This is a genomic window from Siminovitchia sp. FSL H7-0308 (genome assembly GCF_037980985.1).
Classification (GTDB): Bacteria; Bacillota; Bacilli; order Bacillales; family Bacillaceae_C; genus Siminovitchia; species Siminovitchia thermophila.
Genome location: NZ_CP150282.1, coordinates 3,173,193 through 3,196,325, shown reverse-complemented (window position 1 = coordinate 3,196,325; position 23,133 = coordinate 3,173,193). Strand labels below are relative to the sequence as shown.

Sequence of the window (23,133 nt, the reverse complement as noted above, 5' to 3'; positions counted from 1 at the left end):
ATAAATCTTCACCGGCATGATGATACGGGAGCGCCGGTACTTGACATCTTTTTAGTACTGTACTGCTGAAAAGGGCAGGCGGCAAACACCATGCCACGAAAGGAGTGAGCCTGAAATGACCGTATTGAAAAAAGCCGTTGGGGACGATCCGGCCCCGGGAGCCATCCAAGATCATCCGCCAGAACGCCCGATGGTTTCTTATCAGGCTATCCGCAAATCGTTCGGGGAAACGGAAGTGTTAAAAGGAATTGACCTTCATATCAAACCGGGGGAAAAGATCACGATTATCGGTCCGAGCGGTTCGGGTAAAACGACGATTATCCGGATGCTCATGACGTTGGAGGAACCGATATCCGGAGTGATTGAAGTGGACGGAGAGCCGCTTTGGCACAAGGAAGTCAACGGAAGACTAGTACCCGGATAAGAAACATTTGCGGAAAGTGCGCGGGAAAAATCGGAATGGTCTTTCAACAGTACAACCTCTTCCCGCATATGACGATATTAAGGAACGTTACCGAGGCGCCGATTCATGTGCTTGGCGTGCCGAAGCAGGAAGCGGTGGAGCGGGCGCTTGAGATGCTGGAGAAAGTCGGATTGAAAGACCATGTCGATAAATATCCGGCGCAGTTATCGGGAGGCCAGCAACAGCGTGTGGCCATTGCCCGGGCACTCGTCATGGAGCCAAAGGTAATGCTCTTTGATGAAGTGACCTCGGCTCTGGACCCGGAACTGGTCGGAGAAGTGTTAAAGACGATCAAAGACATTGCGAAAACGAGCAATATGACGATGATTCTCGTTACACACGAAATGGATTTTGCCCGTGAAATATCCGATCGCGTCGTGTTTATCGACCAGGGGAACATTGTTGAGCAAGGGTCGCCGGAAGAAGTGCTGGAAAATCCGGAGACGGAACGGCTGCAATTGTTTTTAAAACGGTTTAGAAACGGGTTTTAAAACAACATCATATATGGAAAGAAGGGATTGATTTGTTATCGTTTAACATGTTGGAGTATCAAGAAAGGATCAGGAAAACAAAACAAAGGATGCAGGCTGAAGGGATGGATCTCTTGCTTGTGACAGATCCGGCGAATATATGTTACCTCACCGGATATAACGCTTGGTCTTTTTATGTCCATCAAATGCTTGTTGTCATGATTGATGAGGAACAGCCTTTCTGGATTGGGCGTGGACAAGACGCCAGCGCGGCCAAACATACGACGTGGTTGGATGAGGATCATATCATTCCTTACGAAGATGACTACGTACAATCGGATGTAAAACATCCTATGGATTTTGTTGCGGGAGTTTTGCAGAAGAAAAAGCAAGATAATCGTGTCATGGGTGTTGAATTTGATGCGTATTATTTTACCGCCAAAAACTATATTCAGCTTACCGCCGGGCTCCCAAATGCGATTTTTAAGGATGCCACAAACTTGGTGAATTGGGTGCGGATTATTAAATCAGAACAAGAAATTGAGTATATTAAAAAAGCGGCTAAAATTGCGGAAAAAGCGATGCGAACGGGTGTTGATTCGATTTGGGAGGGAGTTCGGCAAAGCGATGTCGCAGCCGCGATCTCCCATGCGCAAATCAGTGGAACGGAAGATTTCGGCGGCGACTATCCTTCGATTGTCCCTCTGCTGCCGACAGGAGAAAAAACCTCTGCTTGCCACCTTACGTGGACAGACGATGTTTTGCAAAATGGCGATCCGGTGATCATTGAATTGGCAGGATGCTATAAAAGATATCATTCACCATTGGCGAGAACGGTTGTTGTGGGAAAGCCGACTGATCAGATGCAATATATCGCCAACATTGTCATTGAAGGCATCAATATGGCTTTGGATGCCGTAAAACCGGGAATGACTTGCGAAGAAGTGGAGCTTGTATGGCGCAAGGCAATTGAAAAGAGCGGCATCAAAAAAGAATCCAGAATCGGGTATTCTATCGGGCTTAATTATCCGCCGGATTGGGGAGAGCATACAGCAAGCCTCAGACCGAGTGACCATACGATATTAAGGCCGAATATGACGTTTCATATGATTCCCGGGATTTGGCTCGACCACATCGGAATAGAAATTAGCGAGTCATTCAGAGTAACAGAAACCGGATGTGAAGTACTCGCCGATTTTCCACGTGAATTGTTTGTCCGGCCAAACATTCGGCTGGCGTAACTGTAAAATTTTATGAGGTTGTGCAATGCCCGCGGCAGCCTTTTTACAGCTAATCCGATTTCATTTTATCGACAAACAGAGGTCGAGCCATTTCGCAGCTTTTGTAGCGAACAGGGTTGAATAGATGTTGCGGCCCGTTTTTTTCCAGTAACGATTTTGGCGAATGGTGATGGATCGCGTTTTTTCCAGTAACGATTGTGGCGAATGGCGACTGATCTCCATTTTTTGCCCTATAACGATTTTGGTGAATGGCGACTGATCTCCATTTTTTGCCCTATAACGATTGTGGCGAATGGTGACTGATTTCTATATTTTTCCTTGTAACGAATAGGGTGAATGGAACTGTTTCTCATTTTTGCCCTTTAATGAAATCAGTCGAATGGCGTTGGCTCCCGCTTTTTGCCTTGTAAAGAACTCACTGCCGAATGTTGACTGAGAAACGGCGTTTTCGCTTAATGGCAAACGACTTTCATGGTGGCAAGAGAGAAACGGGCTCGCGCTTTTTCGGAATCTGTCTCACGAGTAAAATGCAACAAGTTTCGTGTTCTATCTATAAGGACGCTCCTTTTTTGATCATGTCAACTTGGAAAAATTGTATAAAAGCGGGGACGAAAAGTTCATACAAAATGAACGATGTTTTTCCGATAACCGTCATTTTATAATGAGATTACAGCTTTGAAAGCACTTTCATAAAGGAGGCGTTTATATGTTGGCATTCAGTCATCAAGAATATCAAAACAGGCTGATGAAAACAAAGAAAAAAATGTTGAAAAAAGGAATCGATGTATTGCTCATTACAAATCCCGCAAATATGAACTATTTATCAGGTTATAACGGGTGGTCTTTTTATGTTGATCAAGTTTTGGCCGTGATAGTTGACGAGGAACAGCCCATTTGGATTGGCAGGCATATGGATGCTAACGGAGCCAGGGCTACGACTTGGTTGTTTGAAAGTAACATTATTCCTTATCCTGACACATACATTCATTCAGAAAAGCATCCTATGGAATTTGTCGCTGATATATTGCACCAAATCGGCCAGTCAAACCGAAGAATCGGACTCGAAATGGAATCTTACTATTTCTCGGCGCTGGCTTATGAGCGTCTCAAGCAGAGCCTCCCGAACGCCACTTTTGTGGACGCGAGCTTGCTTGTAAACCATATTCGCATCATCAAATCGGAACAGGAAATTGAATATATAAAACGCGCGGCGAAAATTGTTGAAAGAGGGATGGATACCGCTGTTGCCCACATTGCCGAAGGTGTCCGGGAATGTGATGTGGTCGCGCAAATTTATAAAGAGTTAATCACGGGAACACCCGAATTTGGAGGAGATTATCCATCCATTGTTCCGTTGCTCCCTTCGGGAGAAAATACATCGACACCGCATTTAACATGGACCGATCGACAATATCAATACGGTGAAATGGTCATTATTGAATTGGCCGGGTGTCATCAGCGCTACCACTCTCCGCTTGCCAGGACTGTCTCGATTGGCCAGCCAAGTGAAGAAGCATTGGAAGTATCGAAAATCGTTATTGAAGGTTTAAATACAGCGTTGGATGCGGTAAAGCCGGGGGTGACTTGCGAAGAAGTGGAGATGGCTTGGACAAATGTCATTCAAAAATATGGCATTGAAAAAGAATCCCGGGTCGGTTATTCGATGGGCTTAAATTACCCGCCGGATTGGGGGGAGCATACGGCTAGCATCAGACGGGGAGATCTGACCGTCCTTCAGCCCAATATGACTTTTCATTTAATTCCGGGCCTATGGTTTGATGATTACGGCATTGAAATCAGCGAGTCGTTCCGGGTAACGGAGAATGGTTGTGAAGTGCTGGCGAATTATCGCAGGGAGCTCATTGTAAAAGAGGATTTGGACTTAACGATTATCAGTTAGGTGGTGAAAACCATGCATATTTTTACGGAAAGCGAAATCAAACAATTTGTCACGTTAAATGAACAGGTGCTACCTGTCGTTGAGGATGCTTTCACACAACTGGCGACAAAAGAAGTGATTATGCCGCCCATCATGAGAGTAGACGTTAAAGAAAACAACGGGGAAGTGGACGTAAAAACAGCTTATATTCCAGGAAAAGATTTGTTTGCCTTAAAAGTATCATCCGGATTTTTCAATAATGATCAGCTCGGGCTTCCGAGTGCCAACGGATTGATGATGTTGATCAGTGCCGTCACCGGCGAACCGAAGGCCTTGCTTTTGGATAACGGCTATCTAACGGAGATTAGGACGGCTGCCGCCGGAGCGATCGCTTCAAAGTATTTAGCAAAAGAGCGCGTAAAGACGGTTGGGGTGATAGGGACCGGAGCACAAGCCCGTTATCAAATGAAAGCGTTACAACTTGTCAGGGATTTTGAACGGATCATCGTTTTTGGGCGTTCCCGGGAAAATGCCCGAAAGTTCAAGGATGAAATGGAGGACATTTTACAAGTCGACATCCAATTGGCGGAAACAGCGGAAGCAGTCGTGCGAAACAGCGAAATTGTCGTAACGACAACACCTGCCAAACAACCGATTATCCAGGTGGATTGGCTTCATCCTGGACTGCATATTACAGCAATGGGTTCCGACGCTGAAGAAAAGCAAGAATTGGCGGCAAACATTCCGAAAATAGCCGACAGATATGTGTGCGATACGAAAGCGCAGTGTGCAAGGCTCGGAGAATTGCGCCATGCCATTGCGCAAGGTTATCTCTCTTCAAATGCTCCCGTAATCGAGCTTGGGGAAGTGACGGCGGGAAAAATGGCGGGAAGACTACATGATAAAGAAATCACGGTATGCGACCTGACTGGAACGGGTGCGCAAGATACGGCGATTGCGTTATATGCCTATCAATTTTTAATAGAAAATGGAGAGATTGGGCTGGAGATTTACAACAAAAAATCTCATCATTTCACATAAAAAGCGTTTGGGGGATTAGGGATGACAACTGGTCAAACTTCGATTGTTAGCGAAGCAAAGGCGGCAGCAGCAAAAATGAGAGATTGGCGCCGCCACCTTCATCAGTATCCTGAATTGAGTTTTCAGGAACATGATACGGCTGCATTTGTTTGCGAGAAGCTAAAAGAGTTGGGCAATGTTGCCATTGAAACGGGAGTAGCTAAAACCGGAGTAGTGGGAACAATCTCATCAGGTAGCGGACCAGTCATCGCTTTGCGCGCTGATATGGACGCCCTTCCGATTGATGAGATAAATGAACATGAGTATAGGTCTAAACGAAAAGGCGTGATGCATGCTTGCGGGCATGATGCCCATACAGCGATTTTACTCGGTGTGGCCACCATATTTTCCAATCTTTTTAAGCAAGGAAAAGTGACAGGAACAGTGAGATTGATATTTCAGCCGGCTGAGGAAGATACCGATCATGAGGGATTGTCAGGTGCTTCAAGGATGATTCAAGAAGGAGCATTGGATCATGTGGAAACGATATTGGCACTCCATGTATGTCCGTGGCAACCCCCAGGGGTTATCCAAGTAAATGATGGATTTAGCATGGCAAATGTCGATGTCTTCCAAGCGAAAATCATCGGGGAAGGCGGGCATGGAGGATATCCTCATCTTACAAAAGATCCCATATGGATGCTGGGGGCCATCCTTCCATCTTTTTACGGATTGATTTCCAGAAGGACATCTCCTTTGGAAACCGCGGCTGCAAGCATTGGAAAAATTCACACTGGAACCGCAAGCAATATCATTCCTCAAGAGGTGGAGATTACAGGGACGATTCGTACGTATTCACCTGATACAAGGGAGAAGCTTGGGCGGGAGGTGGAAAATGTTTTTAAAATAGCGGAATCATTAGGAGGGAGGTATTCCTTCACTTTAGAGAAGGGAGAGCCCGCCTTGAAAAATGATCCTCGCATTAACAGTCTGCTAACGAAAGTGGCGAAAGACTTATATCCGGATATGAAGGTGGTAAAAGCTCCTTTTGGCATGGGCGGGGAAGACTTCGGATACATGACGGAAAAAGTGCCGGGTTCGATGTTTTTTCTAGGATGTGCGCTGGAGGACGGAAAAAACCGTGATCTTCATACAAATATTTTTGATATTGATGAACAATGCCTTGAAATCGGGGCTTCCATTTTAACCGAAACGGCCATCCGTTTATTGGCAGGAAAAATAGATTGTTAAAACATCCGGAAAGGCGTGATGGAATTGTCGACAAAAGTGCTGGGGCGGGAAATGTATCTCGCCGGGAAATGGATTGGAAGCGAAAAGACGATAGATGTTCTTAATCCTCAGGATAATGCTCTGATTACAACCGTTCCCGCCGCTACGAAGGAAGAGATGTTATTCGCCATTGAAGAAGCAAAAGAAGGGGCAAAAGTAGCGGAGGGATTGCCTGTCCACATGAGGATGAGCATTTTAAACCGGGCGGCGGATTATATTGAACACCGAAGTGAAGCATATGCTGTCACGATTTCACAAGAAGGAAGCAAAACAATCCGGGAAGCGAGAAATGAAGTGAAGCGTTGTATCCAAACATTGAGGTTGAGCGCCGAAGAAGCCAGGCGGGTTCAAGGAGAAACCATTCCCTTTGATCAATCGGAAACAGGTGAAAACCGTGTCGGCTATTATTATCGTTTCCCAATTGGAATCATTGGAGCCATTACACCGTTCAACGATCCTTTAAATTTGGTCGCCCATAAAGTAGGGCCGGCAATCGCCTCGGGAAATGCCATTATTGTAAAACCGGCAACGGTGACTCCTTTAAGCGCGTTGTTGCTGGCGAAGGCCTTCGATTATGCGGGTCTTCCGCCGAAAATATTATCTGTAGTAACAGGAACTGGAAGAGAAATAGGAGATGTGCTTGTGACGCATCCGGCCATACGCATGATTTCTTTCACAGGAGGATTGGAAACAGGGGAGCGGATCGCGCGCAAAGCAGGTTTGAAAAAATTAAGCATGGAGCTTGGTTCCAACTCTCCGGCGATCATTTTGCAAGATGCGAATATCGAAGAAGCCGCTAGGGCCTGTGTTTCGGGAGCATTTTCCGCAGCCGGACAAAATTGTATCGGTGTGCAAAGAATGTACGTTGAACAAGAAGCATATGAATCGTTTAAAGAACAGTTCATTGTTGAGACCGCCAAATATAAAGTGGGTGATAAAGGGCTTGAAGCGACGGACATGGGCCCTCTCATACACGAAAAAGAAGCAATCCGCGTGGAAAACTGGGTAAAAGAAGCTGTCGCAGCGGGGGCAAATCTCTTAATTGGGGGCGAACGCAATGGGCCTTTTTACTCCCCCACAGTAATCGAAAACGTGCCGGAACATTGCACCATTGCCCAAGAAGAAATATTTGGCCCCGTCGCATTACTATATGCAGTCGATGACGTGGAAGAAGCCATCAATAAAGCCAACAACGTCCATTACGGTCTTCAAGCCGGGGTTTTTACAAAGGATATCGATAAGGCATTTCAGGTAATCCATCGGCTGAATGTGGGCGGAGTCATGATCAATGACAGTAGTGACTACCGAATTGATGGGATGCCGTTTGGCGGTGTGAAAGGTTCGGGGCTCGGGCGTGAGGGAGTTAAATATGCCATTCAAGACATGACAGAACCAAAGGTTGTCAGTTTCAGACTTGGAATCAAGTAAAGGATTAGAGAATGAACAGAGGAGTCATATATGAACAATAAACAAAACTCGAGTTTCATGAATAGCACTTTCTGGACTTCATCGGTCATTGTTTTTTTGGCTGTTTTATGGGGAGCGATCAATCCGGGAAGTCTGGCAAATGCGGCTAATACAGCCTATGAATTTATGACAAATTCATTTGGATGGTTCTATCTATTGTCTGTCTTGTTTATCGTCGTTTTTCTCTTTGTTCTGGCCGTCAGCAAATACGGAAAGATAAGGCTCGGAAAGGATGATGAAAAGCCGGATTATCCTTTTTATACATGGATCGGCATGTTATTTAGCTGTGGTTTTGGAGCGGGGCTTGTCTTTTGGGGAATCGCCGAGCCGATGAACCACTTCGTAGACAGCCCCCTCCCTGTTGAGGGAAAGACGCCCGAATCAGCCAGGGTCGCCATGCAATACTCTTTCTTTAATTGGGGTGTACATCAATGGTCTGTTTTTACAATCGTCGGGCTTGCTTTGGCTTATTTTCAATTCCGCAAAGGGAAAAGTGGCGAAATAAGCACGATATTGAAGCCGCTGACGGTAAAAAAGGGAATCCATAAAGCAATTAATATACTGGCGGTCATCGCCACGGTGATGGGCGTGGCGACTTCCTTGGGCATGGGGATTTTGCAAATTAACGGCGGTCTCGATTACGTATTTTCCATTTCGCAAAATAATGTCAACCTGATGATCATTACGGCGCTTTTGCTCGTCATGTACCTTACTTCTGCCGTAACGGGTCTTGATAAAGGGATTAAATGGCTAAGCACATTGAATTTAAGTTTGGCCTTGGGGCTGATCATTATTGTCCTGATTTTGGGACCCACCCGTTTTATACTGGATGGCTTAGTACTCGGTATAGGGGACTACATTCAACACTTTTTCGGAATGAGTTTGGGCATTTCTCCTTATGACAACGGAATGTGGACAAAAGAGTGGACTGTCGCCTATTGGGCGTGGGTAATCGCTTGGTCGCCTTTTGTCGGGGCTTTTATTGCTCGAATTTCAAAAGGGAGAACCATTCGCGAATTCATTTTTGGTGTATTGATCGTGCCCCCATTCATCGCCATTGTCTGGATCGGCGTATTTGGCGGAACAGCCATCCACATGGATCTATTTCAAAATGCGAATATTGCCGCGGCTGTCCAAACCGACGTGACAAGTGCCTTATTTGCCACTTTTGAACATTTTCCAATGAGTACGCTGTTATCTCTTATTTTTATCGTACTGATTGTTACTTTTTTAGTGACATCTGCCGATTCAGCCGCTTTTATATTAGGCATGATGACTTCCAAAGGAAACTTAAACCCTTCGATGGTGGTAAAAGTGATATGGGGTGTACTCATGGCGGCAATCGTCGTTGTACTTATCAAGAGCAGTGGGCTTCAAGGACTGCAGACAGCTTCCCTCGTGACAGCGCTGCCTTTTACAGTCATCTTGCTTTTGATCACCTATTCACTGATCAAAACAATTAAGGAAGATCATAGACCGAATATTACAGCGGAATCGATACCTGAATTTGTCAGAAAAAGAAAGGCTCAATAAATATAAAATTCATAGGAGGAATACAACATGGCTTTACAAATGAAAAATGAAGCGAAAATAAAATTTACGGAACTCGCGGAATTAGACAAAAAACACTTTTTGCATCCGTCCACTTCTATTAGACAGCATGTGGAAAATGGACCGGGTTTTATTTTTACAGAAGGAGAAGGCATTTATTTAAAAGACATCAGAGGCAGAAAATTGATTGACAGCTTATCATCTCTTTGGAATGTCAACATCGGGCATGGAAGAGCGGAGCTGGGCCAGGCGGCGGCAGAGCAAATGTCAAAACTTGCTTTTAGCTCCACTTTCGGAGGAAACAGCCATGAACCTGTCATCGAACTGGCGAAAAAGGTGGCGGAATGGACACCGGGTGATTTGAACACCACCTTTTTTACTTCCGGAGGATCGGAATCAAACGATACGGCATTTAAAACGGCTCGCCATTATTGGAAAGTGAAAGGCCAGCCAAATAAGACAAAAATTATTTCCCGCAGACTTTCTTATCATGGGGTTGCGATGGGATCGACAAGCGCAACGGGAATTGAGCCGTTCAGGGAGTTTACCACTTCCTTGGCACAAGGCTTCCTTTATGTTGATTCATCCATTGAGTCGTTGCGAGCGCTGATTGAAGAAGAGGGAGCAGAAAGTATCGCGGCCTTCATTTCCGAGCCGATCCAGGGGTCCGGCGGGGTCAATCTGCCGCCAAAGGACTATTTTAAAGAAGTTCGTGAAATGTGTGATAAACATGATATTTTATTCATTGCGGACGAAGTCATTTGTGGCTTTGGGAGAACAGGCGAGAAGTTCGGCATGGATTTGTTTGGTGTCGTTCCGGACATTATTTGTATGGCAAAGGGGATTTCAAGCGGATATGCGCCCATCGGCGGAATGGTCATTTCCGACAAAATCAAAAAAGAATTGATGGAAAACTACGCAGGCAACTTCTGGCATGGCTACACTTACAGCGGACACCCGATGTGCTGTGCCGTTGCCCTGAAAAACTTGGAAATCATTGAAAATGAAAACATGGTTGAAAATGTCCGCAACATGGGAGCCGAGTTGCAAAAAGGGCTCAAATACCTGGAAGAGAAGCATGACAACTTGGGGAACCGCCGGGGAGCCGGCTTGCTTGGCGCCATAGAATTTTTCAAAAATGTGGAAACAAAAGAACGGTATGCCGAACCGGTTTCCGCAAAAGTCGTCGCCAAAGCGCTTGACAGGGGACTTCTGGGCCGAAGCATTGTTTATGGAGGTCAAGATACATTGGCATTTGCGCCGCCATTCTGTATCACAAAAGAAGAAGTGGGAACCATCATCGCCATCATCGACGATTCCATTGCAGAAGTGAAGAAGGAACGATAAGGAAAGATGGTGCGGTTCAAAAATAAGTTGCCATGTTAAACAATCCGCTGCCGACTTGGCGGCGGACTTGCCATTTGTAAAGAGGCGGAAAGGTATCTCTAGGAAGTGGCGAGTAAATTGCGCAATTGGCGAGTAATCTCCATGAATTGGCGAGTAAAATGCAAAAGCGGATAGTAACCCAGGAAATTGGCGAGTAAATTGCTAAATTGGCTAGTAACTCCGTGAATTGGCGAGTAAAATGCAAAAGCGGATAGTAACTCAGGAAATTGGCGAGTAATGGCAATTTGGCAAGTAATTCCGGTAAGTAGCGAGTAATGGCGTAACTTCAGGAAGTTGTGAGTAAAATGCGCAATTGGCCAGTAGCCGCTGGTAAGTGGTGATGCAGATCCAAGTTGCTTATCACTTGAAATTGCAATTGCAAAAGAGGCAAGTCATCTTCGTGAATTGGCGAGTAAAACGAAAAAAGTATGAAGTATTCCGGTAAGTGGTGATCATAATGCAAAATTTATCACTTGGAAGTCGCGAGTAAATACAAAAAGTAGCTAGTAATGTCTCAGAAGTGGCGAGTACATGACAATCATTGGGAGGTAGCGAAACCAATACAAAGTGTAAACGGGTTCGCCGCGGCGCGAAAAAATAAGAACAGCTTCGAATATGTATCCGGAAGCTGTTCTATGCTTTATTGTTTTACTTCGGTCCAAATACGATCATAAAGAAGAGTTGCCTCCCCAACATCTCTCGCATATTCGGAGCGTTCGAAGAAATCTTGCGGGATGGTCATCTCTTGTTGAATTTCCTCGGAAAGAAGCTTGACAGCTTCATTGTTTGGATTACCATACGGATAGGATTCGGAAATTTCTTTGCTCATTTCCGGCCTCAGAATAAAGTCAATAAATTTCTCGGCATTTTCTTTATGTGGGGCTCCTTTCGGGATGACGAAATTGTCTTGCCATAAGAAAGAGGCTTCTTCTGGAAAGATGATCTCAATATTGGGGTTTGACCGTTTTGCCAGTGCGGCTTCCGCGCTGTACATGATGCCGGCTTTTGCCTCGCCCGTAATGAGCAGTCCTTTCGGATTGTCTCCATCAAACGCTTTAATATTTGGCTTTATTTTTTTTAGGAGTTCCCCGGCTTCTTCAATTTGTTTTTCATCGGTACTGTTGATCGGATAGTCCAAAATGGCCAACATCGCGCCAATGGTTGCCCGATTATCTTCGGGCATGACTAAGCTGTTTTTAAATTCGGGATCAAACAAGTCTTCATATCCCTTTATATCTTTTTTGACAAGCTCCTTATTCACGGCGATGACGACAGATCCCCATAAATAGGGAACGGAATATTCATCATTGGGATCTGCAAATGTGCCGGTAAAATCGGGATTCAAATGTTTTAAATTTGGGATATTCTCTTTATTGATTTTTTCAATCATTCCCTCTTTCACCAACATTTCAATGAAAAACAGTGTGGGAACGGCAATATCGTATCCAAGGTTGCCGCTGTTTAGCTTGGCGTACATCTCTTCGTTGGAGGAAAAAGTGGTGTAATTCACCTTGATGCCTGTTTCTTCCTCAAATTGCTGGATAACTGAATCAGGCAGATATTCCGACCAATTAAATACATTCAACACCTTTTCATCCGCTTTTCCCCCGGTTCCGGAAGAACCGCTTGAGCCGCAGCCGGATAAAAATAATGAAGTCACAAGGAACAGTGATAAACAGAATTTGATCGGTTTGCGCATTTTTCAAACTTCTCCTTTCGTTACTTCATCGTTGTAAAATTCTTGATGGCGAAATACTTCTTTTCCTTCAAATAACGTCAGCAGCACCTTGGCTTGATGGATGTTGCTTTCAGGTATTTCAAATATGTTTTGGTCCAGCACGATCAAATCGGCTTTTTTGCCTTTTTCGATCGAGCCTGTTATATGGTCGAGTTTGAGTGAATAAGCGCCATTGATTGTAAAGCTTGCGATCATGTGGGCGAGTGAGGTTCTTTCTGCCGGGTTATGGATCAGACGCTCATCTGACTTCCCGATTTCAATCCGAGTCACACCTAATTGGATGCCGTTTAACGGATGGAAATTCAATGTCACCGGGTAGTCGCTGGCGGAAGCGGCAATCAGTCCCGCATCAATCAGGCTTTTCATCGGATATTGTGATTCCGCTCTTTCCTTGCCAAGATAAGGCTCTTCGATCTCAAAGTAATAGCTTGGCTCTTTCATGAACCAGTACGGGTTTGGAACGGCCACAATATTCAGTTTCTTCATTCGGGCAATATCTTCACGATTGACGAGCTGGAGATGGGTGATGGCGTGCCGGGCATCAAATGGTTCGCCTCGCGCCTCCGCATACGCAAGCCCGTCCAATGCAATTCTAGTAGAAGCGTCCCCAATAGAGTGAATGTGGATCGTAAATCTTTCTTTATGAAGCCTGGCCGCCGTTTCTTTATAGACTTCCGGCTCCCAGATCAGCTCGCCGCGGGAATCAATATGTTCATACGGCTCTTCCAGATAGGCTGTTGCGCCTTCCACGACACCGTCAATAAAAATTTTGGCCGAATTTGTCTGGAAATAGGACCCATGACAATGCTTTTTTCTTTCGGCCACTAGTTCATCCACTTGATCAATACCGAGGCGCGGATCGACAAAGAGGGAGTTGCGATACCTAATCGTCAGCTTCCCTTCCTTTTCTAATTCGCTGTATGCTCTAATCGCATTTCCATTTCTCATAAAGGGCTCATGTACAGATGTGATACCGCACGCGGCGGCTCTTTTTTGATAGGCTACAATTCCATCTTTGTATTGTTCGACGGTGTAATCGGGGATGTTTTTTGTCACGAGGTTCATCGCGCTTTCACGCAGCGTTCCGGAAGGTTCTCCCGTTACCCGGTCCCGTTCAATCACCCCGCCTTTCGGGTTGGCCGATTCTTTGCGAATACCTGCAAGTTCCAATGCCTTTGAGTTGACCCAGAGCGAGTGGTGATCTTCCGAGTAAAGACAAACCGGCACATGCGGCGCAATTTCATCCAGCCATTCTTTTCTCGGTCCGACCCCGGCTCCAATCGCATTTCCCCAGCCCACTCCGATAACAACCTCAGCCCCGGGAGTGTCATCCAGATACTTTTTTACAGCATCTGCCGCTTCCTGTTGGCTTCGGCAATGATTCAATTTGACGGTAAAGAGCGCTTCGGCTCCGCCCATACTGACATGGGCATGACTGTCAACAAAACCGGGCAGGACCAGTTTTCCTTTCAAATCAATCGTTTTTGTCCATGCGCTTTTATAGCTTTGCGCCTCCTCATTTGAGCCGACAAACAATATGTTGCCGTTGGATATGGCGACCGCTTCCGCCCAGCTTCTGTTTTTGTCGACGGTATAGATGTTGCCGTTGTAAAAGATGGTATCAGCGTATGTGTTCACAAAACTCCCCCTTTCTAATTGAAGCGCTTACAATAATATTATACATATCATAAAACATTGGGTTCACACGACGTCAATTGCAGATTACAAGTGATGTATAAAAAAGCATTGAGCATACCCCATGTTTGTTGTATAAATAGAGTACCAGTCCGGGAAAGGAGGTTTCCAACTTGAAAATTGGGCAATTTGCCAAAAATGTCGGCGTTACCGTTGATACAGTTCGTCACTATATGGAGTTGGGTTTATTAATTCCGGCAAAAGAAAGAACCCACTATTATTTTGATCAAAATTGCATCGACGATATGACGTTAATCATGAAGCTGAAGGACTTGCAATTCACTTTGCAGGAAATCCATCGAGTCATATCCATTAAACGGGTCACCCATTTCGTGGACATCCAAGAAATAGATTTCTATTTAAAAGTATTAATCGAAAAGAAGCAGAATCTCCTTCAGGAAAAGGAAAAAATAAATCATTCCCTCCGTTTGCTGGATGAAAAAATTGAATCCATTTATCAAATGAATGTTGCGGCTGCTGTTACAGGTGTTCCCATTACATTTTTATCGATGTTCCATTGTCCGCACTGTCAAAAGGCGCTGCATCTGACAGATGCTTTTATTAAGGAACAATATGTCTTTACAGGTGCTCTGCACTGCGCTTGCGGATATGAGGCAGTCATCAAGGACGGCATTATCGTCACACCGGATATCAGCACTTCGCCGCAAAATGAACATTATATATATGATCAGCAAATGATCGAAGAAATCACGCCAAGTTTTGTCAGTTTATTGGAAAAAGGGAATCAATGGATTTTTAATCGGTTGCTGCGGCAAGACTTTTCCCATAAAGTGATTTTGGAGACGAATGTGGAGACATATGTATTTCCTCCCAAACTGCTTTGTTCCCTTACGCCGGATGCGCTATATGTGTTCTGCGGCAATACAATGGAAATGTTGCGAACACTAAAAAGGAAAATAGAGCATTTTAATCCGGGGTTGCGAGTGCTATACATAGTAAACAGCCAATTGGATCTTCCTTTCAAGCACGCAGTAATCGATGTTGTTATTGATGTATTATCGTTTAACGATTTTTCCTTGTTTAACAGCTATTTGCCTTTGGAAAAATTGCGCCCTTATTTTAATAAAAAAACGATTATTTTGGGATATACGGCTTATTATGTTTTGGACGCTAAATCGCATCAACAATTGCGGAAGCTATATCCAAACTCCCATATTCAAAATATTCAGCCCCTTTCTCTGGAAAATAATCTCCTCAGCGGCGGATTTCAATTAGTGGAAAAAGAATGTATCGGATTTACGGATCATCCCGGCGAGTATATCGATTACCATATGGAAAATGAAAAGCTGTATTGCATGGCTTATGCTGCTCATAGAAAAAGATACATAACGATATGACGGGTGCGTGTTGAGTCCAAGTCTATTTCATTAGTATAAGCTATGTTCCAATCCAAGGGGATCTATCATCGTATGTGGTGTGAGAGCAAACGAATCTCCTGTCTTTGCTTGCCGATTTGTTCCAACTGGTGTGAGTGCAAAGCGGGCAACTTCGTAAAAAGCCATGACAATTTATTGCGGCTTTTTACGATTATGGCGGCGCTTGCGCTACGTAAGCACTCCCATTTTTCAAAAAACTCAAGGGGATAGCAAATGCACAGGGGACGTTTTTGTCTTACTAGTGCCCGTCATCACAGGCGGAAGACATGGTTTTGGTGTTAGCTGCCGTTTGATCTTTCTTCAGTTGAATCTGATCGCCACTAAGTTTTTTTCAGTTGAATCTAGATATGTCTGCCTGCTGGAATCATTTTTTATGCCATAAAATAAGGTAAAATGGCACCGCCATAAATAAAAGCGGCGACAATGATGATGGCCGGATGAATTTTCCACCAAACAATCGCTATCAATGAAACAAGGCCAATAAAAATAGATTGCCACACACCAATGGACGCAAAAGAAACCGAGCTGAATTGCCATGTGAGCTGGATCATCATCACGGCAATAACCGGCTGGACCAACAGTGTCATTCCTTTTACTACCGGCGACTGTTTAAAATGGTTCAACAATTTTAAAAGAAGAATGATGGCAATGGCAGATGGAGCCACCGTTCCTATTGTGGCAACTAAAAGCCCAAGCCAGCCCGCTTCCTGAAAACCAGTGAAAGCGGCTATTTTTGTGGCGATCGGACCAGGCAGCGCATTGGCGACTGCCAGCATATCAACGAATTCCTCATTCGTCATCCAGCCGTAATGATCGACTATTTGCTGCTGTGTTAACGGGATCGTAGCAGGGCCTCCGCCGTAGCCAAGGATATTTGCTATAAAAAAAGCCCAGAATAAATGCCAATAGATCATGATGATACTCCTTTATCATGATGCTTACCGCTTCCTCCGGAGAGTTTTCTTTTTGTCCAACTGTACAGCTTGATGTGAATCGTTCCATATGCCAAGAACGCCATAATCACAAATGCCGGATGGATGTCCAATACGCCGAGCAGCAAGAAAGCAACGACACCAAAAACAACACCGAGGACCTTCCCCATTCCGCCCCATGTTTTTACGCAAAATTCATATGCGGTTATGCCGAGCAGTACCGCGATGACGGGTCTGACAGCCGCAATCATTCCTGCGACAATAACAGATTCTTTCATTGTATAAAGTACGCCCAATAAAGCCACGATCGCCACACTGGTAGGAAAAATATGGGCGATCACCGCAACAACGGCTCCCATCGCTCCTTTTTGCTGATAGCCAAGTTGTGCCGCAAGTTTAGTGGCAATCGGTCCAGGCAAGGCGTTTGCAAAAGCCAACAATTCAGCAAATTCTTGATCAGTCATCCACTGATAGCGAACAACAGCTTCATGGCGAAATAGCGGAATGACGGAAGGTCCTCCTCCATAGCCGAAAATTCCGGTTCGCGCCATGGCCCCTGATATGGCCATGTACCCTTGAAAGTCCAAGCGCAATCCCCCCTGTATACGATTATAGTTTAAGCCCCATCCTGCTTTTGTAGCGCTTTAAAAGCATCTGGGTATCCACACGCATGATGCCTTTCATGGAGTATAGTGTTTCAAGAAGAAATTCTTCCATTTCTTTCATATTTTTAAAGACACCATGCATATGAAGGGTACTCGGTCCTGTCATATGATAAAGGCTGGTAACGGCGGGATGTAAAGCCAATTTTTCCGCTATTTTATCCAAATATTTTGGTTCTACATCCACATTGAAAAAAGCGGAGACCTGAATACCGACTTTTATCGGATTAACAACTGCTGTAAAACGTTCGATCACTCCTTCATCAACCAATGATTGAATCCGGGATTGCACAGCTACTCTGGAAATCCCGATTTGTTTGGCTAAATCGGTATAAGAAATTCTGGCGTTTTCAAGAAGTATCTCAATGATTTTTTGATCCGTTTCATTTAATGTCAAAGAAGGCATCATATTTTCTGCAAATCTATCTTTGGATTGGATGGTACTCACCTCTATGATTAATAGTCTTGGCAATATATCCCGCCTGATTTTGAATGTTACCCGCCTAAAGAACTTTCTGTATGCGCCCGTTATTCTTATGTTTGCCATCCCGCTCTTCGCAAAAAACTATTTCAAAATCCTTTGAACGCTATATCCACATGCCGATCATATAAATCAATCAAAGAAGTTGCGAAATATATATTTTATCCTCAATTAATTGCGCGGGAACGGATTGCTATTCATATTTTAAAAAAACATACGAAACGAAAATAATATTTGCTATATTATATATCAAAAGAAAGTGTTTGTGGGATTTTATGATCGTTTTGTTCGTTTGTTTCATCGTATAAAAATCAGCATCGTTTTTTCTTTTTCGACAATCCTTTTAATTTAGGGGTGGGGCTTGACAAATTTTTGTAAGTGCATACATGATTAGGTTGGAGAAATGGATGAACAATCAGAAAAAATTATCAACTAAGGCGGGCATGTTTACAGGAATGGTGTGGATACAGATCAGGAGTTAATGAGAAAACGCTTAGGAGCTACAGGCCATCTCATAGTTGCCCGTACTCCATGCTCCAGTATTTTTTTAATGGTTACCAGTTTTCCGGCTGGATAGAAAATCAACTATGCAACTAGTTATCAAAAAGGAGGGAGATTGTTGATTACTTGTAATCACTTGTCACACCCTTATCCCATTACGAGGAACTCGGCTTATGCCAAAAATGGTGTTGTTGCCACATCACAACCGCTTGCCGCTCAGGCCGGACTGGCAATCTTGCAAAAAGGCGGAAACGCTATCGATGCCGCAATTGCAACTGCGGCCTGCCTTACCGTATGTGAGCCGACATCGAATGGAATCGGAGGGGATGCCTTTGCGCTTGTTTGGACAAAAGGAAAGCTCCATGGTTTAAATGGAAGTGGACGGGCTCCCAAACACATTTCAATCGAAAAGGTTAAACAAATGGGTTATGATGCCATGCCCAAATTTGGCTGGATTCCTGTAACAGTGCCGGGTGTTCCCGGAGCGTGGGCGGAATTGTCAAGGAGATTCGGAAAATTGCCGCTAAAGGAAGTATTAAAGGATGCGATTACATATGCCGAAGAGGGTTATCCGGTATCTTCCACTCTCAGCCGGTTTTGGAAAAAAGCTTATCTTGCTTTTTCACAGCATTTAAAAGAGGACATGTTCAAGTATTGGTTTGATACTTTTGCTCCAAACAATCGTGCTCCAAGTGTTGGGGAAGTATGGTCCTCAAAAGATCATGCCGCGACATTGAGGATGATTGCCGAAACCGATGGTAAATCATTTTACCATGGAGAAATAGCCGATAAAATTGTTCAATTCTCCAAGGAAACCGGAGGATTCTTTACGGAAGAAGACTTAGCGGAATATGAACCCGAATGGGTAGAGCCGATCGGCATCCATTACCGCGGATATGATGTGTGGGAAATTCCTCCAAATGGCCAAGGCATTGTGGCGCTTCAAGCATTAAATATTTTGAAAGGTTTTGAATTTGCGAGCAAAGAATCACTCGATACTTACCATAAGCAAATAGAAGCGATGAAGTTGGCCTATGTCGATGGGTATAAGTTTATTACGGATTTGGAGCGTATGACATATTCGGTGGAAGAAATATTAAGTGAAGCCTACGCCGAGGAGCGCCGCAAACTGATTTCGGCAGAAGCCTGCTTGCCTCAGCCGGGTGAACCGTTCAAAGGCGGGACCGTCTATTTGGCCACCGCAGATAAGGAAGGAAATATGGTTTCGTTTATTCAAAGCAATTATATGGGATTTGGTTCTGGTCTGGTAGTTCCGGGAACAGGGATCGCATTGCAAAACCGCGGAAACAACTTTTCATTGGATCCCGCTCATGTGAACGCTTTGGAAGGTGGAAAAAAAACATTTCACACCATTATTCCCGGATTCTTGACGAAAGGCGGTCAAGCTGTTGGTCCGTTTGGTGTCATGGGTGGTTTCATGCAGCCCCAAGGCCATGTTCAAGTAATCATGAATTCAATCGACTTTGGCCTCCATCCTCAAGCGGCGCTTGATGCACCGCGCTGGCAATGGATAAAAGGAAGGACAGTTGAAGTAGAACAAAGATTCCCACATCATATTGCTAGCGATTTGGCGTATTTGGGACATGATATAAGAATTGCGCTGGAAACGAATAACTTCGGCAGAGGCCAAATTATTTGGAGAGACCCTGAAACGGGTGTATTGGTAGCCGGAACAGAATCTAGAACCGATGGCGCGATTGCACTGTGGTGAAGAACATAGTAAAATATTGAAATTGGTTTCTGCTTTTGACAGCGGAAGCCAATTTTTTTATAGTAGAAGCGCTTGATGTAAAAGTGGGGAAGAAAGATAATGGAGAAGAGGGTTAGGTTTGTATAAAAGACGCGGCCTGATGACATAAACGGCAAACGCAACTGATTGCTTGCCCGGGGCCTATTAAATTTGTTAGACGTAAAGTATCAAAAAAAACTGGAACTATTTCGATTAGCGCAGAAGGTAGAGGTGAGATCGTGCGTATTTTACTTGTTGAAGATGATCGGACGATTGCTTCCGGTTTAGAGTATTCGCTGCAACAAGATGGTTATGAAACAACGCTGTGCTATAATGCCGCATCTGCTCAGGATTACTTAACCAAGCATTTTGCGGAAATTGACTTATGCTTATTTGATTTATCCTTGCCTGATGGGAGCGGTTATGAATTATGCAAAATGGCGAAAAGGAATGGAGATATTCCGGTCATATTTTTAACGGCTATAGATGAAGAGGTCAATGTCGTGATGGGGCTGGATATGGGGGCTGATGACTATATTACAAAGCCTTTCCGCATTCGGGAGCTATTATCAAGAATCAAATCCGTGTTGCGCCGCTATCAAAAGCAGCCGAAAGCAAAAGCGAACATTGATATCGGCCCCGTTCGGATTAATGTGTTAGAGGGAAAAGTGTATAAAAACGGTGAGGAGCTGATTTTAACAGCGTTGGAATATCGTTTATTGCTTGTTTTTGCGAACCATATTGGCCAAGTCCTATCACGTAATCAGCTTTTAGAGCAAATTTGGGATGTAGCCGGCGATTTTGTGAACGATAATACGTTAACCGTCTATATTAAAAGATTACGTGAAAAGCTGGAAGATGATCCGCAACATCCTCAATTGATCAAAACAATTCGCGGATTAGGCTATAAGGTTGGGGATTGAGATGTGGAGAAATATAGAGATCTGTATGTTATTTTTAATCGTTAGTATCATTTCAATAGCAGCGGTCATGTTGAATGTGATGACTTCCATCCATCCTCTCTATATTTTACTGGCTACTATTGGAATGCTCACCAGCGCTTTTTTTGCATTTACTTGGTGGCGCTATCGAAATATTGAAAAACTCTCAGCTTATTTACGAAAAATATCAGCCGGTCATTACACACTCGATATTCGGGATAACCGTGAAGGGGAATTAAGTATATTAAAAAACGAAATCTATAAAGTGACGCTGATGCTGTCAGAACAGGGCCACTTGTTAAAGAAGGATAAAATTCACTTAGTGAATGCTATATCCGATATTTCTCATCAATTAAAAACGCCCTTAACATCGATGACCGTCATGGCTGATTTATTGAGTGATGATCATTTACCAACTCCTAAACGGAAGGAATTTGTTCAAAATCTCCAAGTTCAGCTTGAAAGAATCGAATGGCTTGTTTCTTCTTTATTAAAATTATCAAAAATTGATGCGGGCAGTGTGCCATTTAAAAAAGAGCCGATTAACGTGCAGGAGTTAATTGAAAAAGCCTTAGAACCTGTCCTTGTTCCCATTGATATTAAAATGCAAACCGTTCAAATAGAGAAAAAGGATGATGTGACGTTTATTGGCGATTTCAATTGGACGGCGGAGGCGCTCATCAATATGTTAAAAAACTGCGTGGAACATACACCGATTGGCGGGACGATTGCGATTTCCTATAGCGAAAATGCTTTGTTCACCGAAATAAAGATAGCAGACAATGGAATAGGAATTCCTTCAGAAGATTTGCCGCATATTTTTAAGCGGTTTTATAAAGGGAAAACGGCCGATAAAGACAGTGTTGGAATTGGACTTGCGATGGCTCATTCCATTGTGACGAGCCAAAACGGTACGGTTGATGTCCAAAGTCAACCAGGAGAAGGAACGGCCTTCCATATTAAGTTTTACAAACAGATTATTTAACATATTTAGAAGTCCGAAATGAAGTATTTCAAGAGCGAGTAAGACTATGGTGATCCCGGCTGCTCAGGCGCAAAAATCGTATTGAACGAATACAACAGCGGTGCACAATTGCTGACTAAGGGATCGTCTTATTGCGGCCTCCCGAAGCTCGCGCTCTTTCTGCGCGCTTTGACAATACTGACAGAAGCATTCCTTGTCCTGTCGTTTGGCAGTGCCGCTGCCCTGTCTTTTTGATCGGCTTCCGTGAAACATTGCGATAAGTCGCGTTCAGAAGTTTTTTCTCGGCCTGCCGCCCCCTGGGAAAATCATATTGGGTGAAGCTAGGTTGTCAATGCTTTTCCGCTTCTTATGCTCACTGGGGTTCCCTTCGCTCCAAAGCATTCACAACCGCCATTCATTACCTTTCCCACCTTTTTTCAATTGGAAGAAAAAAGAGGAAAAATGGAGCTTGTTATAGAAGCAAGTTTCAGAAAGTGCTTAAAAATCAGAGGAAGTCATTTCGATGTCAAAGTTTAAAAAGCCTTTTTCATTGTCTTTACTATTATCTGTATGGGACTATTTCCAATACACGGTTCAGCAAAAAGCAGTCAAAAGCCAATAAACAAGGAAATTCAAAAAATATGAGGTTCTTTTTGTTATTTGGTCCTTCAATACACGATACGAAATTATTCCAAAACCAAAGGGTTGATTAAATTGATTACCTTTTTAGAAACTGTAAAAGAGTTATCTTTTTTATTAATATTTATTTCCAGTGCTATTTATTGCAGGCAACTGAAATTAACGAAATGGAAAAGAAAACTCTCTAAAGGCGAAATGACAATGTATATCATTACTTCCATTACACTTCCCACTTATGCAATTATTTATCTTCTTCTTCTTTTAGGAACTTGAGGTTCGTCGGTATGCCATTAAAGGAGCAAATTTTGATTGACAACCGCCAGTGGATCGCCCTTCTCCTCTTAACGTCAGCCGCACAAATAATTAGTATGGTACCTGTAGTTAGGACACTTGAAAAAGAGTGTTTTGCCTATAGGCATTTTTTTATCCCGCATTAAGGTGCCGTAAGTCAAAATCTTGAGTGAATGGAAAAGGTCTAAGTGTAAGAAAACGGCACCTAAATGCCCGATTGGTTCAACTAACATTCAGCAGGAGACCTACTGAATGAAGTTTCACTTTATCCCGCACTAAGGTGCCGTAAGTCAAAATCTTGAGTGAATAGAAAAGGTCCAAGTGTGAGAAACGGCACCTAAATGCCCGATTGGTTCAACTAACATTCAGCAGGAG

16 protein-coding genes and 1 pseudogene are annotated in these 23,133 nt (G+C 43.9%); 12 read left to right on the top strand and 5 right to left on the bottom strand.

Annotated elements, in window-relative coordinates:
* Positions 1 to 190 precede the first annotated feature (190 nt).
* The 8 genes and pseudogenes from ehuA (at position 191) to MHB50_RS15090 (ending at position 10,728) form a co-directional block, all read left to right on the top strand.
* Positions 191 to 954: pseudogene (gene ehuA / locus MHB50_RS15125) on the top strand (ectoine/hydroxyectoine ABC transporter ATP-binding protein EhuA).
* A gap of 32 nt (positions 955 to 986) precedes the next feature.
* The gene (locus MHB50_RS15120; protein ID WP_171973970.1) at positions 987 to 2,174 is read left to right on the top strand and encodes a M24 family metallopeptidase; all 1,188 of its coding nucleotides are present in this window, start codon (positions 987 to 989) and stop codon (positions 2,172 to 2,174) included.
* 706 nt (positions 2,175 to 2,880) lie between these two features.
* Entirely contained in the window at positions 2,881 to 4,074 is a 1,194-nt protein-coding gene (locus MHB50_RS15115) for a M24 family metallopeptidase (protein ID WP_171973973.1), read from the top strand.
* A gap of 12 nt (positions 4,075 to 4,086) precedes the next feature.
* Positions 4,087 to 5,094: a cyclodeaminase gene (locus MHB50_RS15110; RefSeq protein ID WP_340084109.1), complete on the top strand. Its 1,008-nt coding sequence runs from the start codon at positions 4,087 to 4,089 to the stop codon at positions 5,092 to 5,094.
* Positions 5,095 to 5,115: 21 nt separating this feature from the next.
* Positions 5,116 to 6,324 (top strand): amidohydrolase, encoded by a 1,209-nt coding sequence (locus MHB50_RS15105; protein ID WP_340084108.1) that lies wholly within the window; start codon positions 5,116 to 5,118, stop codon positions 6,322 to 6,324.
* A gap of 18 nt (positions 6,325 to 6,342) precedes the next feature.
* Positions 6,343 to 7,791, top strand: a complete 1,449-nt coding sequence (locus MHB50_RS15100; protein ID WP_340084107.1) for an aldehyde dehydrogenase family protein — start codon at positions 6,343 to 6,345, stop codon at positions 7,789 to 7,791.
* Positions 7,792 to 7,821: 30 nt separating this feature from the next.
* A complete protein-coding gene (locus MHB50_RS15095) occupies positions 7,822 to 9,363 on the top strand; it encodes a BCCT family transporter (RefSeq protein WP_340084106.1) in 1,542 nt (513 codons plus the stop codon).
* A 27-nt stretch (positions 9,364 to 9,390) separates the two neighbouring features.
* Entirely contained in the window at positions 9,391 to 10,728 is a 1,338-nt protein-coding gene (locus tag MHB50_RS15090; protein ID WP_340084105.1) for an aspartate aminotransferase family protein, read from the top strand.
* Between the two features lie 679 nt (positions 10,729 to 11,407).
* On the opposite strand, the gene MHB50_RS15085 is transcribed toward MHB50_RS15090, so the two are convergent.
* Positions 11,408 to 12,466, bottom strand: a complete 1,059-nt coding sequence (locus MHB50_RS15085; protein WP_340084104.1) for a spermidine/putrescine ABC transporter substrate-binding protein — start codon at positions 12,464 to 12,466, stop codon at positions 11,408 to 11,410.
* 3 nt (positions 12,467 to 12,469) lie between these two features.
* A complete protein-coding gene (locus MHB50_RS15080; protein WP_340084102.1) occupies positions 12,470 to 14,143 on the bottom strand; it encodes an amidohydrolase family protein in 1,674 nt (557 codons plus the stop codon).
* Between the two features lie 170 nt (positions 14,144 to 14,313).
* Between MHB50_RS15080 and MHB50_RS15075 the strand changes: the two genes are divergently transcribed.
* A complete protein-coding gene (locus tag MHB50_RS15075) occupies positions 14,314 to 15,558 on the top strand; it encodes a MerR family transcriptional regulator (protein ID WP_340084101.1) in 1,245 nt (414 codons plus the stop codon).
* A gap of 410 nt (positions 15,559 to 15,968) precedes the next feature.
* Here the strand turns inward: MHB50_RS15075 and MHB50_RS15070 are convergent, their stop codons facing one another.
* From MHB50_RS15070 to MHB50_RS15060, 3 genes are read right to left on the bottom strand one after another with little or no spacing between them, the layout of a single operon-like run.
* Positions 15,969 to 16,511, bottom strand: a complete 543-nt coding sequence (locus tag MHB50_RS15070) for a chromate transporter (protein ID WP_340084100.1) — start codon at positions 16,509 to 16,511, stop codon at positions 15,969 to 15,971.
* Entirely contained in the window at positions 16,508 to 17,098 is a 591-nt protein-coding gene (locus MHB50_RS15065; RefSeq protein WP_077113184.1) for a chromate transporter, read from the bottom strand. Before MHB50_RS15065 ends, MHB50_RS15070 begins: the two co-directional genes overlap by 4 nt.
* A gap of 40 nt (positions 17,099 to 17,138) precedes the next feature.
* Positions 17,139 to 17,600, bottom strand: coding sequence for an Lrp/AsnC family transcriptional regulator (locus tag MHB50_RS15060; RefSeq protein WP_077113185.1), 462 nt, complete (start codon positions 17,598 to 17,600; stop codon positions 17,139 to 17,141).
* 691 nt (positions 17,601 to 18,291) lie between these two features.
* On the opposite strand from MHB50_RS15060, the gene MHB50_RS15055 reads away from it, so the two are divergent.
* The 3 genes from MHB50_RS15055 (at position 18,292) to MHB50_RS15045 (ending at position 21,849) form a co-directional block, all read left to right on the top strand.
* On the top strand, positions 18,292 to 19,905 hold the full coding sequence (locus MHB50_RS15055) for a gamma-glutamyltransferase family protein (protein WP_340084098.1): 1,614 nt from the start codon (positions 18,292 to 18,294) through the stop codon (positions 19,903 to 19,905).
* Between the two features lie 257 nt (positions 19,906 to 20,162).
* Positions 20,163 to 20,846 carry a response regulator transcription factor gene (locus MHB50_RS15050; protein WP_077113092.1) on the top strand — a complete coding sequence of 228 codons (684 nt, stop codon included), beginning with the start codon at positions 20,163 to 20,165 and terminating at the stop codon, positions 20,844 to 20,846.
* Position 20,847: 1 nt separating this feature from the next.
* Entirely contained in the window at positions 20,848 to 21,849 is a 1,002-nt protein-coding gene (locus tag MHB50_RS15045; protein ID WP_340084097.1) for a HAMP domain-containing sensor histidine kinase, read from the top strand.
* Positions 21,850 to 23,133: the final 1,284 nt, after the last annotated feature.

Excerpts from the sequence above, each read along its gene's own strand:
- MHB50_RS15115 (WP_171973973.1), top strand. The coding sequence starts at position 2,881 with ATGTTGGCATTCAGTCATCAAGAATATCAAAACAGGCTGATGAAAACA.
- MHB50_RS15110 (WP_340084109.1), top strand. The coding sequence starts at position 4,087 with ATGCATATTTTTACGGAAAGCGAAATCAAACAATTTGTCACGTTAAAT.
- MHB50_RS15105 (WP_340084108.1), top strand. The coding sequence starts at position 5,116 with ATGACAACTGGTCAAACTTCGATTGTTAGCGAAGCAAAGGCGGCAGCA.
- MHB50_RS15100 (WP_340084107.1), top strand. The coding sequence starts at position 6,343 with ATGGAATTGTCGACAAAAGTGCTGGGGCGGGAAATGTATCTCGCCGGG.
- MHB50_RS15095 (WP_340084106.1), top strand. The coding sequence starts at position 7,822 with ATGAACAATAAACAAAACTCGAGTTTCATGAATAGCACTTTCTGGACT.
- MHB50_RS15090 (WP_340084105.1), top strand. The coding sequence starts at position 9,391 with ATGGCTTTACAAATGAAAAATGAAGCGAAAATAAAATTTACGGAACTC.
- MHB50_RS15085 (WP_340084104.1), bottom strand. The coding sequence starts at position 12,466 with ATGCGCAAACCGATCAAATTCTGTTTATCACTGTTCCTTGTGACTTCA.
- MHB50_RS15070 (WP_340084100.1), bottom strand. The coding sequence starts at position 16,511 with ATGATCTATTGGCATTTATTCTGGGCTTTTTTTATAGCAAATATCCTT.
- MHB50_RS15065 (WP_077113184.1), bottom strand. The coding sequence starts at position 17,098 with ATGGCCATATCAGGGGCCATGGCGCGAACCGGAATTTTCGGCTATGGA.
- MHB50_RS15060 (WP_077113185.1), bottom strand. The coding sequence starts at position 17,600 with ATGATGCCTTCTTTGACATTAAATGAAACGGATCAAAAAATCATTGAG.
- MHB50_RS15045 (WP_340084097.1), top strand. The coding sequence starts at position 20,848 with ATGTGGAGAAATATAGAGATCTGTATGTTATTTTTAATCGTTAGTATC.